This window comes from Pseudovibrio sp. M1P-2-3 (assembly GCF_031501865.1).
In the GTDB taxonomy this organism is placed as follows: domain Bacteria; phylum Pseudomonadota; class Alphaproteobacteria; order Rhizobiales; family Stappiaceae; genus Pseudovibrio; species Pseudovibrio corallicola.
Map to the genome: position 1 here is coordinate 3,661,191 of NZ_JARRCW010000001.1, position 18,810 is coordinate 3,680,000.

The 18,810-nt window shown below is 50.4% G+C and carries 14 protein-coding genes, 1 tRNA gene and 2 rRNA genes; 7 read left to right on the forward strand and 10 right to left on the reverse strand.

The features are described 5' to 3' along the window. Positions 1-107: 107 nt before the first annotated feature. A protein-coding gene (locus P6574_RS16035; RefSeq protein ID WP_310619020.1) for an IS630 family transposase occupies positions 108-1,066 on the forward strand; the annotation gives its coding sequence in 2 pieces (ribosomal slippage) (positions 108-449 and positions 452-1,066; 957 coding nt in all). Between the two features lie 10 nt (positions 1,067-1,076). On the opposite strand, the gene P6574_RS16040 is transcribed toward P6574_RS16035, so the two are convergent. From P6574_RS16040 to mobF, 6 genes are all read right to left on the reverse strand, one after another. Next, entirely contained in the window at positions 1,077-1,412 is a 336-nt protein-coding gene (locus P6574_RS16040) for a hypothetical protein (protein ID WP_310621271.1), read from the reverse strand. Beyond that, positions 1,393-2,409, reverse strand: a complete 1,017-nt coding sequence (locus P6574_RS16045) for a hypothetical protein (protein WP_310621272.1) — start codon at positions 2,407-2,409, stop codon at positions 1,393-1,395. The genes P6574_RS16040 and P6574_RS16045 overlap by 20 nt, the downstream gene beginning before the upstream one ends. 102 nt (positions 2,410-2,511) lie before the next feature. Beyond that, a complete protein-coding gene (locus P6574_RS16050) occupies positions 2,512-3,051 on the reverse strand; it encodes an ATP-binding protein (RefSeq protein ID WP_310622180.1) in 540 nt (179 codons plus the stop codon). A 31-nt stretch (positions 3,052-3,082) separates the two neighbouring features. After that, a complete protein-coding gene (locus P6574_RS16055) occupies positions 3,083-3,535 on the reverse strand; it encodes a very short patch repair endonuclease (protein ID WP_310621273.1) in 453 nt (150 codons plus the stop codon). Next, complete coding sequence (dcm, locus tag P6574_RS16060; protein WP_310621274.1) at positions 3,528-4,601, reverse strand: DNA (cytosine-5-)-methyltransferase; 1,074 nt, start codon at positions 4,599-4,601, stop codon at positions 3,528-3,530. The genes P6574_RS16055 and dcm overlap by 8 nt, the downstream gene beginning before the upstream one ends. A 318-nt stretch (positions 4,602-4,919) precedes the next feature. Beyond that, on the reverse strand, positions 4,920-7,517 hold the full coding sequence (gene mobF, locus P6574_RS16065) for a MobF family relaxase (RefSeq protein WP_310621275.1): 2,598 nt from the start codon (positions 7,515-7,517) through the stop codon (positions 4,920-4,922). 163 nt (positions 7,518-7,680) lie between these two features. On the opposite strand from mobF, the gene P6574_RS16070 reads away from it, so the two are divergent. From P6574_RS16070 to P6574_RS16095, 6 genes are all read left to right on the forward strand, one after another. After that, positions 7,681-8,142, forward strand: a complete 462-nt coding sequence (locus P6574_RS16070) for a hypothetical protein (protein ID WP_310621276.1) — start codon at positions 7,681-7,683, stop codon at positions 8,140-8,142. Between the two features lie 20 nt (positions 8,143-8,162). After that, positions 8,163-8,990 (forward strand): hypothetical protein, encoded by an 828-nt coding sequence (locus P6574_RS16075; protein WP_310621277.1) that lies wholly within the window; start codon positions 8,163-8,165, stop codon positions 8,988-8,990. A gap of 92 nt (positions 8,991-9,082) precedes the next feature. Continuing rightward, positions 9,083-9,898 carry a P-loop NTPase family protein gene (locus P6574_RS16080; protein WP_310621278.1) on the forward strand — a complete coding sequence of 272 codons (816 nt, stop codon included), beginning with the start codon at positions 9,083-9,085 and terminating at the stop codon, positions 9,896-9,898. A 6-nt stretch (positions 9,899-9,904) separates the two neighbouring features. Beyond that, positions 9,905-10,546 carry a hypothetical protein gene (locus P6574_RS16085; protein ID WP_310621279.1) on the forward strand — a complete coding sequence of 214 codons (642 nt, stop codon included), beginning with the start codon at positions 9,905-9,907 and terminating at the stop codon, positions 10,544-10,546. Between the two features lie 2 nt (positions 10,547-10,548). After that, positions 10,549-12,348, forward strand: a complete 1,800-nt coding sequence (locus P6574_RS16090) for a type IV secretion system DNA-binding domain-containing protein (protein WP_310621280.1) — start codon at positions 10,549-10,551, stop codon at positions 12,346-12,348. A 139-nt stretch (positions 12,349-12,487) separates the two neighbouring features. Then, on the forward strand, positions 12,488-13,837 hold the full coding sequence (locus P6574_RS16095; RefSeq protein WP_310621281.1) for a recombinase family protein: 1,350 nt from the start codon (positions 12,488-12,490) through the stop codon (positions 13,835-13,837). A gap of 143 nt (positions 13,838-13,980) precedes the next feature. Here the strand turns inward: P6574_RS16095 and P6574_RS16100 are convergent. The 4 genes from P6574_RS16100 to P6574_RS16115 form a co-directional block, all read right to left on the reverse strand. Further along, a protein-coding gene (locus tag P6574_RS16100) for an IS630 family transposase (RefSeq protein WP_310621255.1) occupies positions 13,981-15,044 on the reverse strand; the annotation gives its coding sequence in 2 pieces (ribosomal slippage) (positions 13,981-14,561 and positions 14,561-15,044; 1,065 coding nt in all). A 372-nt stretch (positions 15,045-15,416) separates the two neighbouring features. Beyond that, positions 15,417-15,493 (reverse strand) — tRNA-Met (locus P6574_RS16105). Between the two features lie 55 nt (positions 15,494-15,548). Then, a 5S ribosomal RNA gene (gene rrf / locus P6574_RS16110) occupies positions 15,549-15,663 on the reverse strand. A 119-nt stretch (positions 15,664-15,782) separates the two neighbouring features. Beyond that, positions 15,783-18,513, reverse strand: a 23S ribosomal RNA gene (locus tag P6574_RS16115). Between the last annotated feature and the right edge of the window lie 297 nt (positions 18,514-18,810).

Genomic DNA, 18,810 nt, shown 5'->3' on the forward strand with positions numbered 1-18,810 from the left:
CTTCGAAAGCACCGTCCTTAACTAAAGCAATGAGGCGCAACGCTGAATCGATTGGGGATTCCCAATCAGGTTGATTTGTGATTTACTCCTTTTAGGGAGGAGATCACATGGGCCGGCCACTTTCACTTGATTTACGCCTTCGCTTTAAAAGGCTCATTTTATCCGGGATGAGCGGGCGTGAAGCAGCACGCCGCCTGCTGATCTCTCCAGCATCAGGATCTCGCTTGGCCCGTAAAGTTCGGGAGGGGCAGAGTTTAATCCCGGTCAGGACAGGGCGCCCAAAGGGAGGCGGAAAATTGGAGCCCTACCTCTCCTTCTTGCGCGAGCTGGTCAATCAAGACGGAGATATCACGTTGATGGAGTTATGTGATGCACTTTTCATGGCTGAGGGAGTGAGGGTTCACCATACTTCCGTCTCCAAGGCTTTGCGCCGTCTTGGCTACACCTATAAAAAAAATCGTTGGTGGCAACCGAGCGTGGCAAACTCCATGTACAAAATGCCAGAGATGAATGGCGCCACACCCGTCAGCCTATAATGCGTGATCTGCCTGAGAGACTGGTGTTTCTCGATGAAACCAGTGTTAAAACGAATTTAACCCGGCTGCGAGGCCGAGCCTTTAAAGGGGAACGAGCCCTTGACACAGCGCCGTTTGGACGCTGGCAGAACCAGACCTTTATCGCCGGTTTGACCCACGAGGGACTCATTGCGCCCTGGGTTCTGGACGGGGCCATGAATGGCAAGGCATTCACCACTTATATCACGACACAACTGGCTCCATGCTTGCACCCTAAAACGGTGGTCATTCTGGATAACCTGTCCACACACAAAGTTCCAGAAGCCGCAAGGGCCCTCAGACAAAGCGGGTGTTGGTTCCTTTTTCTGCCGCCCTATTCTCCTGATCTCAATCCTATCGAAATGGCGTTTTCCAAGCTCAAAGCACACCTACGCAGAATGAAAGCCAGAACCTTTGAGACCTTGATAAAGGCTCTGGGTGACATATGCGATCTGTTCACACCCCAAGAGTGTTGGAATTACTTCAAGGCAGCTGGATATGTTTCAGTATAAAGGCTCAAGACTATAGCCAATTCTCAGCGCTCTGTCCCGTCACCGTTATTTCGGCTGTCTTCATTGCCGACTTGACAAGTGACCGAGCAAGTTGAACGTCCTCTTCAACCGCCTTAGCTATCTGCGCCAGAACCTGAGCTGAGAAAGGCCCAAAGCTAAGCCGAACCAAGTGAGATTTGAGACCATGCGGTTTCAGTCCAGCCACCGGACCTTGTTTCTCTTCAAGATCGCTGAACCACATATGCAAGCCATTGCGAAGACCCGTATCCTTCACACGCACGGCAATGGACGCACCAGTGCCATTGGCGAGTTCAGCGGCGATTAGGTCACGCTTCCGCGCTAACATATTCTTCGTCCCCATCCCCGTTCAAATCGCTGCTATCCGGAAAGGGGACATCTCTAAGCAGCTTTCTCAAGTTCGATAACACAACGTCCCGAATATCCTCAAAGATTGGGGCAAGCTCTTCGTTGGAAAAGTCCATTTCAGAAACCGCAAAGGCCCACATGAGGAGATCCATACCCTGCACGGAGTAACCGTTCGCATCCGCCCTTTGGTAGATTTTCTGGTAAAAATCATGATGCTTATTGAGCTCGACTCCGGGAACATGTCCTGTCGTACCTTCGCTTCGGAGTACGGGGACCCAGAGATTTCCTGATGTGATCGTCTCAACAGCATCAACGTGGATCTTGTTATGCTCCACGTTGTTCTGGACAGGCTGCCTGATCCGTATCCCAGAGCCGTGAGCGTTTGTCACCACCGCTGTTTGGGTCTCGGTATCTGCACTTTCAATCAGCGGCTTCTTTGCGGTTGGCGTACCACTGATAGAAACATTTGCAGAGGTGTGGTTCACCTGCGAATTGACAGCCGCCTCTCTTTCCTTACGTCGATAGCGATTGTTTGCTTCCCTTCGCGCATTGCCAAGGAGCTTGGCCAAGTACTCTTCGATGACAGGATCAAATAGAATCTGGGATTTCTTGACATCAACATAGAAGGCTTCGTCTAGTTCGTGTCCAAAGTCGAACTCAATTCTCAGCAAAGACATGTGCGGTTCGAAGGTGCCATGCGCCCCGAATACTCCAAGCCATCCGCCTTGGTTGATCAATCTACCTTCCCGGTAAATATAAAACCCCTGACCGCGGTTGGTGATATTGGCCTTTTTCTGTTCCTCGGCTGTCAAGGTATTTCGGTGCGGTAGGATCCATGCCCGAATACCCGCTGAGCCGATCAGTTCTCCGTCGCCAGCCTCAATCGGAATTTCTTGTTGCTTATCGGAGAGAACCTGTTCTGATTTTTCTATATAGAACGGATTCCAAGAGTTAACAGACACATCATTTACTGTCATCACTATTTGACGTTGGCGCGTGTCCTCCACATCAAGAAAGCGGTGATAGATTAGCGCGAGATGATCGATTAAGCTTTTCCTCAGACGCTTGATCGCTTGCTGCTATTTAGTCCCACCTGGTTCGTCATAGTGTTTTGAGAGGATCCGATCACAGTTCGACCAAACCACCAGTGTCCCTTTATCTCCGCATAATTCTTCGAAAGTATCGAGCTCGTGTTGCTCGAGAGGGTCGCGTCGCATTTCCCATTTGCCCGTTTCCTCGACATGATCGAGATCCCAAGCTAGTTTTGTTAGAGTCTCCTCTTGGTTTTTCCGGGAAATAACTGCAAAGTTACGGCATACTGAACTTGACGCTGTTTTAAGGCCGAGACCAAACTTACCGAGGCTTGCTAAATTCTTCCTAACTGGCGCGCCATACCGCATTGCAGAATGTACTTCATCTTCATTCATACCATCGCCGTCGTCACCGAAATACACGTATTTGCGACCGTCCGGTGTAATGTCAATACGGACATGCACCTCGTTGGCGTTTGCCGCAATGGAGTTATCGATGATATCCGCGGCTGCCGTTCTAAAATTGTATCCGGTGTCCCTCAGCCCAAATATCAATCGTGATGCATCAGGTTCGTTAATCAGCTCCATCAAGACTACATCCTTCAAATCAATAAACTAATCAAATGCGCTGGCTCTCAGGTATCTGAGCAAGGACATTCGTGCTATGCAACCATTGCGAGATATTATCAACCAGTTTTTCAATGGGATTCTCTCGCGTCGCACATTCCCATACAGTTAAAACACGCCAACCCATTCGCCTCAATTGAGCAACTTGTTCCCGATCACGCTCGACATTGCGGTTCAGTTTCTCCTTCCAGAAGCCCCTATTCGACTTTGGCAAACGGAAATGCCGACAACCGGGATGGCAATGCCAGAAGCATCCATGAACAAAAATCACGGCTTTATAGCGCGGCAGGACAACGTCAGGAGTTCCTGGTAGTGTTCGAACATGAAGCCGGTAGCGGTAGCCTATAGCGTGGAGACTCCGCCGCACAACCAACTCAGGTGCTGTATCCCGAGAACCAATCCGAGACATCAACTCGGAACGATTCACCGGAGAATTCTCAGCCAAAGATCTCTCTCCTAGACCGTAAGGCGATGGTATTCGTAATCCAAGGATGCATGGCCTCGGCGATTGCAATTGCAACAGGGGCCGCAACAGCGTTGCCAAATTGACGATAGGCTTGTGCATCGGAAACCACTATTTCCCAAGGACGGTTGGAGCCTTTGCGGTCAAATCCCATTAAACGTGCGCATTCACGAGGTGTAAGCCTTCTAGGATTCTTTCCAAGCTGGTCGATTAGAATTTCCGATCCGTCTTTGTAGTATCGGGCACTCAATGTTCGAGCGACGCTAGTAGGTGTGCATAGCCCAAACCCGAACCCGTTACCGGCAGCTTTGTGCTTAGCCGCATAGTTTTGCAGGTAAGCCCAAAGCTTGGGAGTCAGTGTATATTTTGGAGACACCTTTGCATCGGGGCCCGTTGTGTAAGGCTCCTCGGGAACTTCTCCGCCATCCTCTGGATGAAGAATGCTGGAAAGAAGTGGGTTCGGTCCCTCAGGGACTGCAACATCATCTAGGGAAAAAGTAGTTGGGACATCTCGCCGGAAACCAACAATGAAAATCCGTTCGCGACGCTGAGGTACCCAGTGCTTTGCGTTGATCACTTTATGATCTATTGAATACCCGAGCTCATCCAGTGCGTGCATGATGACTCTGAAAGTATTACCCTTATCATGGGAAAGTAAATTCTTGACATTTTCGAGAAGGAAGGCTTTGGGTCTGTGGTGTCGTATAATCCGAACAACGTCAAAGAACAGAGTACCCTGTGTCTCATCGAGAAACCCATGCGCGCGACCAAGCGACGCCTTTTTACTAACGCCCGCAATAGAAAATGGCTGACATGGAAATCCCGCCAAAAGCACATCATGTTCCGGAATAGACGCCTCATGCACTTGGGTAATGTCACCGTCGATTGGATGCTCATCTCCAAAGTTGGCACGATATGTTTGCTGCGAAAACTTGTTCCATTCGCTGGTGTACACACATGTTCCACCGATACTATCAAATCCGATGCGGAGCCCACCAATGCCAGCAAACAGATCAATGAATCGGAAGCCCGAATGTCTTCTATCCATAAGCAGCTGCCCCTTCAATTCAAATTCACAATTGCAAAATTTATTCTCGTTTCGTTCCCTAATAGATCATTACACCAAAGAAGACCAAACGATACAGTTGTCTCCGAGACCGCTCGCGCATATTGTGGAAAAGCAAACACCAGAGGTAATTGAGGCAGCCCCCCTATCTGCTGCAATACAGCCAGGCACAGCCCTAAAATTCTATAGTGGTGCATAGCATTTGAACCCAAGCCCAACTTCCCCCCACATTTCGTAAGGATCATAGTTTCATATAGGAGTAATCCCTTTCCAAGGGCGCATTATTCCTAGTTTACAAGCTCAATTCTGAACTTCTATATCTGAAGTTCTCTCCCTCTCAGCTGAGTGCGTTTTCTCGGGCAGATATTCAAGCGCGTTAACCTTTTCACTTACGCGAGACCAAGACTTTGTCAGATGGCCTGAGAGTTCTTTTCTGGTGAGCTGCATACCAGTTCGCTGATACAGCGGCATACTATTCAGAACGGATCGTTCAAGTGTGTCCTTGTTCAATATAATCTGTGTCTCAATTCGTGCTCGGCTTGCTGCCACATAGATCTCGTTTCTCTTGAACGAGGCATCTGCCAGAACAAATGCCCTATCCACTGTCATGCCTTGAGCAGAGTATATGGTAGAGGCATAATTATGTGCGATGGGTATTCTGCCCTTTTCATCTACAAGCTGGTTGAGATTGATACGTTGAGGTTGGTTATCAAGCCAGACTACCGCTGAGAGGTCCCCATCACGATTTTGCGCAACCTTCGATATTATTGTGGTGGTTCCATTGATCACACCTAATGCGTCTATGCGCTTCGTAAAGCGTATATGCTCCCCTTCAGATATTCCCAGCTTCGCTGCTCTCCCTGACGACGACGCAACCTTTATATCATAATCGGGTCCTTTGAGCTCTCCCGCTTGTTTCAAATGCGCCCTGATCACCTCATTCAGCTTGGAAACTTGCGCATTGGTTTTTGCAAGAATGATTGCAGTTTCTTGTGAGCTTGCGGATCTTGCTGGCACCCATTGACTGACGACGGCTTGCAAAGCTGCGTCTTCACTGCTGGCCCAATGCACCTTGCCATTCTCTTCAAAGGCAGCGAAAGCTTCCTTTGCCCGTCCAACAGCAAAGTCGCTCACCGCTTGTCTGGCCCATTGATCCCTTTGTCTTAGAGCAGCCTCGATCCGAAAAGTACTGGTTTGTTCAGCTACAAGCCGCAGTCCAAGACCAGCGCCAATCGCTTGCAATTGCTTCTGATCACCGGTGAATATGACCTTGGCTTTCGCCGTCTTTGCCGCTGCTAAGATCCGATGCATCTGCTTAGAGGATAGCTGACCTGCCTCATCGACAATCAAAACCGTATTGGCATCAAGGAATCTCTTCTCATGCGCTGCACTGGCTAGCCAAGAGTCCGTGGAACGGGCTTCTATTTTGCAATCTTCCCCGAGTTGGTTGGCGATTTTCCAAGCCGCAGCAGAGCCTAACACTCTGTTATCTTCCCGCTTATAGAGCTCTGCAACTGATTTCAGACTGAAGCTTTTTCCCGCGCCTGCTGCGCCTTCGACAACACAAATGTCTGAGCCTGTTGTTGCCCGTATAACCGCCTGTTTCTGCTCGCCGGTAAGACTGGTTTTGCTCAAGTGCGCAATAACCTTTGCCTGCTCAAGCCCATACCGCTGCCGCTGAGCTCCATCACGCGCTAAAGACTGCACCTCGCGTTCCAATGCTATCTGCTTCACTGTCGAGAAGATCTCGTGCCCCTTCTCATTACGGCCAAGCGCAACAATATCATCACTTCGCAAAATCTTGTGTCGGGCATTGTCAATCTCCTTGAGAGAGGCTCTAGCAGCAACGCCTTCAATCCCTAATTGGCGCACAAGATCTTGCGTGGTGAACACGCTGTTCGTTTCTGTAAGCCTGCCGATGGTGTCGATCAACCGGTCATCCAAATTTCTCCCGTAGGGGGTTTGCCGGTCTAAGCACGCTTGAACATGGTTGTAACTAAACCCGAGGGCCTCAGCTTCTTTCCGCCAGCGCAAATCTCGTTCACCAGTAGTCTCTGACTGATTGTTTTTTGACTGCCTGTTTGTTTTAGCAACATGTGCCGCAAGGTCAGGCCTGTCTGAGGAGTTGTGTCCAGTTTTGGCCAGAGAGCTGACTATGGCAACACGGCGCGAGCTGAATGCGTCTCTGACCTCGGCAGGAACTCCAGCTATTTCAAAAAGCCCCTTTTCGTCGGTTTCCGTAATCTCAACACCAAGACGCTTTGTAAGCTCATGTGCAAGTGCAGCCCTGTAGGTAGCACCTGCCGCCATTTTCCAATGAAACAGGTGCCGACCGTCCAGAGCACCCCAGCTTCCGTCGCCCCGTTGGGCGACGTTCAACACAACAGCATGAGTGTGAAGTTGGGGATCTGACCTCAACGCCCCACAGTTGTGCTTTTCCGCCCGCGCCTCCCCGTGTTGAAACAAAGCTGCGTTGAGCGCCACCTTTTCAAGGGCACCTCCACCCTTCCCTCTCCTGGCAAATATAGCGTGGTCATTGATGGTATTCAGAGCGGTGCGAACAGCTTGTTCCTGAGCGGCTTCAACTTTACCCCTCAGTTTATCGTCAGCCAACGCCCACAAAACGGAGACGGACTTGGGAGCGCTGAAGGTGAGATCATACCCAGTCACACGCTGTTGTAGAGCTCCCCTCGTTTGTCCAAGCGGCTCACCTTGCAGATCCAACCCTTCATGCAAGTTGCGAAAGTTATTTGCTTGAACCTTCTCGCCGTCTTTAATACCGAATAGCTCATTCTGTAGGCACCAGACCCCAGAAGGCTCTATACCTCCTGTGTAGTATTCGGCTTGTTCTTCGAGATAGTAGCTTGCTTGTGTACCCGCTGCGACTGTGCAGACCATGATGACCTCCCAAACAGAAAAAGAGGTTTATCCATCTACACAACGTTTCCCGGCTTGCGGGAATTACAAATTATTTCCAGATTTATAATTGGTTTTAGCTGGGACCGCAGGTGCACAGGTGTGAGAGAAACAACTGGAAGCATTTGCTGCTCATTGCTACCTATTGCATCGTTCCTTTTTTGTTCCTATATTTAGTTGCATGAATCATAACTTGATCGTAAAGAGTGCAAAGCAAATGGCGCAACACCAACAGGGGCCAATCGGTCGAGTGCCTTTAGAGAGGGTGTTTGCAAAGCACTTGGAGTTCTTGCTGGAGCTCAAGGAAAGCGGAGCGACCTGGCAGCAGATAACAACGCTCCTCAATAGCCACGGTCTAACACGGCATGATGGCAAACCGCTCCAACCAACCCAGGTGCGAGCGACAGTTTCCCGTATCAAAAAGAAGAATTCTACCAGTCAAATGAAGCGTTCTATTTCTCCGAATGAAAAACAACGCCTGCAGCCCCACAAGCACGAACAACCAAACAAGCCCACCTCGCGAAAAACACAAGCTGATACGGCATTGCGGCGCAAAATGAAACAAGCACGCAACGCACGAAAAGAACCGGAAGTTTGTCCAACATGATCGAGATAATTGAAATACCCATGGATTTTCTAATTATCGGTGCAGTTCTCTTTTCTTTTGCATATTACTTTTATCGAAAAAAACACCCGCTGCCTTACCTGCGTGATTATCTTAAGGGCCAACCCGATTTTAAAGAAGATGAAATCCATCTAGGGATAAATTCGGGCTTTGCAGTAGACCTTGGAAAGCGCCAACTTGCATTGCATGACGCCCGCTTTTTTAAGAAGGACAAATTTGGGCAACTCGAGTTACGAGACGTTGCAAGCTTTTCAAAACATACAGCTTTTGACAGAATTCGCGTTATTAAGCTGAGAACCAACGTTTCATCAAGACCAAATATCTGGTTCCGTTATCGAAATGAAAATGAGATGGAAAAAGCACGAGCAACGTTGGACAAAGCTCTCGAACTGAAGAAAGAAGATTTAGAAGCGCACAGACTTATGCAACTAGGGGCAAGTTTGCAAGAAGCCCTAACGACCGATTCTAAGCACCTGGATAATGAGTTACCTTTCACCGAAGAAGAGGCAGAGGCCAGGTATGTTGAGGCACACATAAAAAAGTGTCTTGGCGAACATGGGTTTATCGAAGGGAAACACCCTGCGCGTGAAAACGAAACCCTCAATCAAGCATTCAATCGTGCGACTGACTTGATTATTCCAAACTTCGATGTGATAGCCGCTGGCACCCGCTTTTACATTACAAAAAAAAATGGACGCAATGCGCGAATTATTAATGCGCTTTGTCCGTTTTTCGAAGGTTGCGAAGAAAGTGGAGATTTCACACGAGGCACAATCAGTAGTTACGTTTCCAATAGGATCAACGAATACCTAGATGAACACTCCAACTAATGATTTTTGAATTAAAACTCGTGTTTTAATTCTAGTGCCATATCAGATATTTAGACAAAATTCCTCGAGTTCACACAATTCGAGGAATTTTAATGTCAGATTCAAATTTATCGTCACGCTACCAGTTTGTAGTGACCGTCAGCGGCAAGGGAGGCGTCGGTAAGAGCCTTCTTGCTCAGACCGCTATAGAGCTACTCATTCTGAACCAACGGTCCGTCGAAACCTGGCAACTCGACAATCAGCAGCAGCTTGAAAAAACCATTGGGCAGTCGGTCAAATCCCTTGATATCCAGACACTCAAGCGCTCCCGAAAAGACCCTACGGTCATCACGAAAGTGTTTGACCCACTGTTTTCGGGTTTGGAAACTCTTCCTAAAACCGACGCCACTTTGTTGCTCGACGTCGGCGCGACCCAAGCGGGGAATCTCCTTGACTATGCCGGTTTGATCGACCTTGACGAGGAGCTACTGCTTATGAACGTCCGCAGTTTGGCGTTGGTGCCCTGTGTTGCTGAACCAGAAGCCATTCGGCAGGCAGCAAAGACACTGCGCGTCTTTGAGGAGGTTTTGCCCACATTCGATCTGGCCCTCGTCAAAAACCTGCGTGATGGCGAACTCACCAATCTGTCAACCGTGTCACAAGCAGGGCAGATTTTTGAAGCCGAGCTACTTCCCTTTCTAGATCGGATACCACAGATCACAATGCCTTTGATCGAAGCTGGTTCCTGGCGGGCTTTCGAACAGAACCACTGCCGCTTCCTTGAGGTCGGCATGATGGAGATCGATGATATCCGGGCTATGACTGGCCTATCGCGTCCTGAAGCCAAGCTTACGCGTGGGGACGTCCTCGCTTTCTTCGCCCTAATGGAAGAGGAGCTTTCTCCTCTCTTTAACTTTGGAGAGGAGTAAGCGCTTATGAATAGTCCAAAAGCAAAAGAACTTCATTTGAAGGCTAAGCACGACTTGAGAGAAGGCAAAGATGAGCTATTAAAACACCTTGAGCAATTACCACCACAACAGCTTGCCAGTATAGCCCCTGAGACACTGTCCCGGCTTACGAGCGCCGACCGCCAAAGACTGTTTGCGAAGGCGGGACTTAAACAAACTCAACCACTGACACCCAAACGAGAGACGAAACGCCAACACCTAACACAAAAGCGGCAATTTGTGCGATTGTGGTATCGCTTGCCGGTGCTCTGCCGGAGCCTCACGTTAGCAGGAACATCAACGGTCTCGATTATAGCTGTTGCATTTGGCCTGTTGGTGGTTCTGCCCTCTATTCAGGCCCACATAGACACGCCAACTGCTCTGCCTCCAACTGCTCTGCCTCCAAATGCTCTACGCTGGAAGGGGTGGAGAACCCTTAGCCCAGCTATGGATGGTTGCACCTACCGCGTGAAGCACTCGCTAAGCTGGCGTACAGCAGCCAGACTTCTTAAAATGACTGAGCCAGATCTCCGAAAGAGCAATTCTCATCTATCCAACCGGCCTATCACTCTTGTTGCCCATGACCTACTTGTAGTCTGGCGAGGCCGCATTCCTCTGGAGGACCGCTAATCATGTTTTCTCCTATTGCACCTCAAGCACAGCGGCCTCCTCGCGTTCGTTTGCTTCTCAACACTGCACTGGCCTTTCTATTATCAGTGCTTTTGGCGGGCTGGCTTCTCTTCCTTACCTATCCGCCCATGGGCTGGTACCAAGACCATCCATTCCCTGCCGATCTCCCGTGGCTTGCCGAAGCACTCATTTCCAATATTCAGTTTCACGTGAAGGACGGCCCGCTCCAATTTCTTCTATCAAGCCGCGCGGATAGCTATCGTACTCTCTTGGCTCCGCTCTATCGTTATGAGCTTATACAGGGTGTTAGTTGGCGCTTATTCACCCTGCTCGCCGCAGCATTGGCTGCAGTGCTCATTGCACGCCGTTATGCAAGTAGACACTACGAGCTGGTTAACGATCTGCGCCATATCAGGGGGCGACAGCACCTGACGGGAAAAATCGCAAATTCGTCATTTCGCCAGCATATGCGCAAAGACATCAAACGTACCGGCAAAGGTTTGTGCATTGCGCCCAAAGCAATATTGAGCGCTGATGTCGAGAGCAAACATATGTTGCTGATTGGCGCATCTGGAGCCGGTAAGACGCAGATAATGCGTTTCTGGGTTGACCAACTGCTGGTCCAAAACACCCGCATGATACTCCATGACCCCAAGGGGGACATGACCGCATTCCTTCCGACAGAACGCTTTATCCTGCTTGCTCCCCACGACAAACGCAGCTGGGCCTGGGACATTGCCAAGGACTGTGTTGGTCTTGCAGCTGCCCGAGAACTCGCAGCACGCCTCATACCTCAAGCAAAAGATCCTCTCTGGACCAATGGTGCCCGTGAGATCTTGACCGGCCTTCTCCGGTGGCTTCAGACAAAACACGAAACGGTCTGGTCGTGGACAGAGCTACGGGACATCGCTTTTAACAATCCGCCTGAGCTGAAGACAATGGTGCTTGAGGTTTACCCTGAAGGGGCAAACTTCATCGAGGTCGATCCTGAAACCGGTACGCCTAACAAGACCAGCTATAGTTTCCTGGTGACGTTGTGGTCTTACGTCGGCTCCATCATCAGTCCGCTTGCTCTTGCATGGGAAAAAACGCCAGACGAAAAACGTGTCTCCCTTACACAGTGGATTGCGACCGAGGAAACGGAGCGTCCCGTGATAATCCTGCAAAAGAGTGCAGAATTCGACGTTCTGTCAAAAGCCTGGATCGGAGCGGCGGTTCAACTCTTGGCAAATTTTGCGGCCAGTCCAGCGCTTGAGGATTCCCGGGAGCGGAAAGTTTGGCTTTTGCTCGACGAATTTGCCCAAATGGGTAAGCTCAGCGGTTTCCAGCAATTCCTTGAGGTGGGACGCTCACGCGGCATCCGCACGGTATTAGGCCTGCAAGACCTGGAACAGCTGGCTCATCTATATGGCCGTGAAGCCCTCAAAACCTGGCTCAACACAATCGAAACCAAGATTGTATGCCGGATGAATGCTGGTCCTTCCTCATCCTTCATCAGCAAAGACCTCATAGGCCAGCGAGAGGTCGCCTGGGAAGAGGTTAGCACCTCCGTGACCCACAACGACTGGTTCTCAGATCAACGCGAAAAGAAAAACACCTCACGCCACATACGCTCCGCTACTATCCCGGTTCTGATGCCAGACTATTTTGAACGGGATCTGGGGCCAATGGAGGTTCAGGGTGAGCCGCGTATTCGGGCTCTTGTTCTTGGTCGAGGGGACGTCTATCAATTTGACTGGCCGCTGACCCTTTGGCGGCAGCAACGCCCCGGCGCGATCCCTGCCCCTTGGCTTACTGAGTAAGGGCTGTCAATGTCGAGGGCCGCTAAACCTAACCCCAATAGAGCCAAGCCATCACAAGACGCCGTTATTCACCTTGTGAAACTGCTTGCAAGGCAAGCGGCCCTCGATGTTCACATGGAACAAGAAAAAGCCAGCCCCATTGACAGAACAGACCCGAAGAATTCTACTAGAAGCTATATTTCTTCAAAATAAAGTTCCTGCCATGCGTATTGCCATCTATGCCCGCTACTCCAGTAACAATCAGCGCGAAGCCTCCATCGAAGACCAAATCCGCAGCTGTTCAATTAAACTAGAGAGTATGGGCTTCAGCAACTATACGCCCTTCACCGACTACACAATCAGCGGAGCGAGCCTCAATCGCCCGGGCATTCAAGCACTCATTCAGGAATGTCTATCAGGCAAGTTCGACTTGGTAATCGCGGAAGCCCTTGATCGCCTAAGCCGCGACCAAGAAGACATTGCTGCGCTCTATAAGCGTTTTAGCTTTGCAGGCGTTAAACTGCTGACGGTCTCGGAAGGCGAAATCGACGAACTATACGTCGGCCTTAAAGGCACAATGAACAGCCTGTTCCTTAAAGATCTGGCGGACAAGACGCGTCGAGGCCTCAGAGGACGGGTAGAAGCAGGAAAAAGCGGCGGAGGCAAATGCTATGGCTATGATGTGGTCACAAAACAAAACGCCAGTGGTGATCTCATTCGAGGCGAACGCACCATCAACGCAGTTCAGGCGCAAATTGTCAGACGTATCTTTGAACAATACGGACGAGGAAAAAGCCCAAGAGCCATTGCACAAGCCTTGAACAAGGAAGGGATCTCCGGACCAAACTCCAGGAGCTGGGGGCCATCCACGATCAACGGCAACCGTGCCCGAGGCACCGGTATTCTCAACAACGAACTCTATATTGGTTGCCTCGTTTGGAACCGACTGCGCTACATCAAAGATCCAAGCACCGGAAAGCGCATATCACGTCTAAACCCTGAAAAAGAATGGATCATTAAAGAGGTCCCTGATCTCCAGATCATCCCAGACGATCTGTGGCAGGCGGTCAAAGATCACCAGGACCGGGTAACGAAGGTTCGCGGCGCGAAACAACCCAAACCATTTTGGCAGAGCCAACGACCCAAATACCTCTTGTCTGGCCTTATGCGCTGTGGCTCCTGTGGCGGCGGTTATTCGAAGATCAACAAAAACCTTTTTGGCTGCTCAACATCACGTAATAAAGGGACCTGCGATAACCGGCTTAACATTCGCCGGGAGGTCATCGAAAATACCGTTCTAGATGGCCTGCGTCACCACCTTATGGCCCCAGATCTTTTTGCCATCTTCTGCGAGGAGTTCATCAAGGAACTTAACAAACTTCGGCGGGTTGAAACTGAAGCCAAAGCCGCAAAGCAAAAGCAACTTGTTAAGGTAACAGCAGACATCGCTAAGCTCATTGAGGCGATTAGAGCACATCGCGTTCTTTCGCATTCACGCTGTGCACTCTAACATATTTACTTTGAGCGAATTCTTGTCGTTTGATTGAACCCAATCAAACGGAACGCACTCTAAAGCAGGCGTATCGCCCCTATCGATCAAGGACGAGCTTTCAGCGTTGGAAGAAAGGAAAGCTGATCTAATACCAACGGCACTTATAATTGACCTGTATGCGCCCAATTTCGTCTACCGATTGATGTGATTGTGTGGGGTTGTTGAATAAGCTTATTCCAAGCGGAACAGGCGGCATCGACAATTTCCTGGTAGTCTTGAAAGGTTCGGTTAGAGAGCCAGTTTTGCCGTAAGTACTGCCAAACATTTTCAACCGGGTTGAGCTCCGGAGAACGGGGTGGGAGCAGCAAGATGGTTATATTATCAGGCAACTTCAGTTTTGCCGTTGTATGCCAACCCGCTTGATCCATCAGGACCACTGCGTGCGCCCCTTTGGCGACGGTTCGGCTGATTTCTTTAAGGTGAAGCTGCATGGAATTGGTATTGGCTTTGGGCAAAACAAGTGCTGCCCCTTTGCCGTGGGCGGGGCAGATGGCCCCGAATACATAAGTTGATTGATAGCGCCCGTCGCTGGGAGCCCGTGGTCTCGTTCCTTTTTTTGCCCACCTTCTGGTGAGCCCATTTTTTTGACCAATGCGGGCTTCGTCCTGCCACCAGATTTCCATGGATGTTTGTGAGGGCAAGCGCGCTTTTATTTCTTTAAGCCGGGCATGGAAGTTTTTTTATATGTCTCCATAACTTGCTCGTCCTGTGCCGGGTGCTGTGACCGAACGCTGACCCGAGAAAATCCCAGAACTCTGAGGAGGCTTGAAATAGCCCTTTCGCTATAGCTGACCCCAAACTTCTGCTCGATCACACCTTGCAGATCCCGCCGACGCCAGCGAATTACGCCGTGTTGTTGTAAATCAGGCCCAGCCTCAACCAGATCTGCAAATTCAGCCATTTGCTCTTTATTTAACCACCGGACACGGCCCGGGCTCTTACGATTGTACAGGCCGTGCGGCCCTTCTGCGTTAAACCGATGCACCCAGTCTCGCAGTGTTTGGCGGTCCATGCCGCCCATGCGTGCCGCCTCCAAGCGCGACAACCCATCATAAACAGCAGCAAGAGCAAGAAGGCGGCGGCTCTGCCTGACATCCTTACTTTGACAAGCAAGAGTTCGTAACGAAGAAGCATCATAGTCTCGGCGCAATGGGATCGCTGACATTGGGAATCTCCTTTCCCAATGTTGAATCACAATTCAAGTGATTTGGGAATCCTCATCCCGAGTCAAAAACAGGTGCCGTTGGTATAACTAAGAAGCTGGATGCACTGCCGGGAGAAAAGCCTCTTCTTCATCCAAACATGGCGCACCTATATCGAGAGAAAGTCAGCGCTCTACGAGCAGCCCTAAACAATGAAAATGAAAAGGCTGAAGCAGCTGAGATCATCCGCACGCTGATCGATGAAGTAACCCTCACCCCTCACAAAGGGGAACTCACGGTTGACTTGAAGGGGGATATCGCAGGTATTCTAAATCTCTGCCAGAAAAGCAAAAGCCTCTCCGGTTTGGAACCAGAGGGGCTTGAACAAATTAAGTTGGTTGCGGGGGTAGGATTTGAACCTACGACCTTCAGGTTATGAGCCTGACGAGCTACCGGGCTGCTCCACCCCGCGTCAATTCTGGATTAGTTGTTCTGTTTCATTTTGAGAGATTGTTTGCTTTTATCATGCCCGGCGGCGCCCTACTCTCCCGTGTCTTAAGACAAAGTACCATTGGCGCAGGGGCGTTTCACGGCCGAGTTCGGGATGGGATCGGGTGGGGGCGCCCCGCCATAGCCACCGGGCAGGATAAAAGCAACTGGAATTGGTCTGTTTTTTTTGCGATCAGCTTATCTGACATGCGCTTTGCTTGTCAGGCGGATCTTTGTTTTAAGTCTTTATGTTTGGGTATGGCTTAATGGGAGTGATCAAGTCGATCGAGCTATTAGTAAGGCTCAGCTTCGAGCATTGCTGCTCTTCCACATGCCTCCTATCAACGTGGTGGTCTTCCACGGCTCTCAAGGGAGATCTAGTTTTGAGGTTGGTTTCCCGCTTAGATGCCTTCAGCGGTTATCCATTCCGAACATAGCTACCCAGCAATGCGGCTGGCGCCACAACTGGTCCACCAGAGGTTCGTCCATCCCGGTCCTCTCGTACTAGGGACAGATCCTCTCAAATTTCCTACACCCACGGCAGATAGGGACCGAACTGTCTCGCGACGTTCTGAACCCAGCTCACGTACCGCTTTAATTGGCGAACAGCCAAACCCTTGGGACCTGCTCCAGCCCCAGGATGCGATGAGCCGACATCGAGGTGCCAAACAATGCCGTCGATATGGACTCTTGGGCATCATCAGCCTGTTATCCCCGGCGTACCTTTTATCCGTTGAGCGATGGCCCTTCCACGAGGGACCACCGGATCACTATGACCGACTTTCGTCTCTGCTCGAGTTGTCACTCTCGCAGTCAGGCAGGCTTATGCCATTGCACTCGACGACCGATTTCCGACCGGTCTGAGCCTACCTTCGCGCGCCTCCGTTACCATTTGGGAGGCGACCGCCCCAGTCAAACTACCCGCCACACACGGTCCCGGATATTGTAGTACCGCGGTTAGATATCCATGAGGACAAGGGTGGTATTTCAAGGTTGACTTCACCCAAGCTGGCGCCTGGGTTTCAACGTCTACCACCTATCCTACACATGTCATCACGAATACCAGTGTGAAGCTGTAGTAAAGGTGCACGGGGTCTTTCCGTCTGACCGCAGGAACCCCGCATCTTCACGGGGAATTCAATTTCACTGAGTCTGTGCTGGAGACAGCGGGGAAGTCGTTACGCCATTCGTGCAGGTCGGAACTTACCCGACAAGGAATTTCGCTACCTTAGGACCGTTATAGTTACGGCCGCCGTTTACTGGGGCTTCAATTCGCTGCTTGCACAGCTCCTCTTAACCTTCCAGCACCGGGCAGGCGTCAGACCCTATACGTCGCCTTGCGGCTTCGCAGAGCCCTGTGTTTTTGATAAACAGTCGCAACCCCCAATTCTGTGCCCCCCATACAAAGTTGCCTTCGTATAGGGCTCCCTTCTCGCGAACTTACGGGAGCAATTTGCCGAGTTCCTTCAGCACAGTTCTCTCAAGCGCCTTGGTATACTCTACCTGTCCACCTGTGTCGGTTTCGGGTACGGTCTTAGCGTGGGAGCTATTTCCTGGAACGCCTTCGCTGCACCTCCAATCCAATAAGGAGATACAACACACGGCATCCGTCACTACCCACTGGCTGCAGAATATTAACTGCATTCCCATCGACTACGCCTTTCGGCCTCGCCTTAGGGGCCGGCTAACCCTGCGCCGATTAGCGTTGCGCAGGAACCCTTGGACTTTCGGCGAGAGGGTCTCTCACCCTCTTTATCGTTACTCATGTCAGCATTCGCACTTCTGATACTTCCAGGATCTCTCGCGAGTATCCCTTCATCAGCTTACAGAACGCTCCGCTACCGCTTGTCAAAGACAAGCCCGCAGTTTCGGTGTATGGCTTGAGCCCCGGTACATTTTCGGCGCAAAGACCCTTATTTAGACCAGTGAGCTGTTACGCTTTCTTTAAATGATGGCTGCTTCTAAGCCAACATCCTGGTTGTTTTGGGATCTTCACATCCTTTCCCACTTAGCCATAACTTAGGGACCTTAACTGGCGGTCAGGGTTGTTTCCCTCTCCACAATGGACGTTAGCACCCACTGTGTGTCTGCCCTGCAGTACTTCCTGGTATTCGGAGTTTGGTTAGGATCAGTAAGGCGGTGAGCCCCCATAGCCCATCCAGTGCTCTACCCCCAGGAGTATTCACAGGACGCTCTACCTAAATAGATTTCGCGGAGAACCAGCTATTTCCGAGTTTGATTGGCCTTTCACCCCTAGCCACAAGTCATCCCCGAATTTTTCAACATTCGTGGGTTCGGTCCTCCAGTGCGTGTTACCGCACCTTCAACCTGCTCATGGCTAGATCACTCGGTTTCGGGTCTAATCCAACGAACTAAGACGCCCTATTAAGACTCGCTTTCGCTACGCATACACCTATCGGCTTAAGCTTGCTCGTTAAATTAAGTCGCTGACCCATTATACAAAAGGTACGTTGTCACCCAGAACGAATCTTGAGCTCCAACTGTTTGTAGGCATCCGGTTTCAGGAACTGTTTCACTCCCCTCGTCGGGGTGCTTTTCACCTTTCCCTCACGGTACTGGTTCACTATCGGTCGATAAGGAGTACTTAGGCTTGGAGGGTGGTCCCCCCATGTTCGAACAGGATTTCACGTGTCCCGCCCTACTCGAGGACTAAGTTTCTTTCTACCCGTACGGGACTATCACCCACTAAGGTCAAGCTTCCCAGCTTGTTCCGGTTCTTAAAACTTAGCCACTGGCCTGATCCGCGTTCGCTCGCCACTACTAGCGGAGTCTCTGTTGATGTCCTTTCCTCCGGGTACTTAGATGTTTCAGTTCCCCGGGTTTGCCCCCTTGCGGGTACTCCATATAGGAGTGGGTTTCCCCATTCGGAAATCATCGGATCAAAGCTTATTCGCAGCTCCCCGATGCTTATCGCAGCGTATCACGTCCTTCATCGCCTCTTATCGCCAAGGCATCCACCGAATGCCCTTAAGACACTTGATCACTCTCATTAGCAATACCCACACAAGCGTATGGATAAACCAATAAAAGACTTAATTCAAAAAAGTCATATCCGGTTGCAAGGATATGACTTAGACCAATTCCAATGAGACATAACAGACGGGCCTAGCGGTCAAGCAGGCCCCGTGTTCCAGCGAACTCTTGTCTGACAGACATCAAGATGTCGTCAGGAGCACGCTAGTTTAAAGAATAGAACTGACTAGCAGAACTACCCTCGATAACTGGCTATTGTTGTCACACCTCCGTACACAATCATATTAAAATATGACTGAGCCTGAT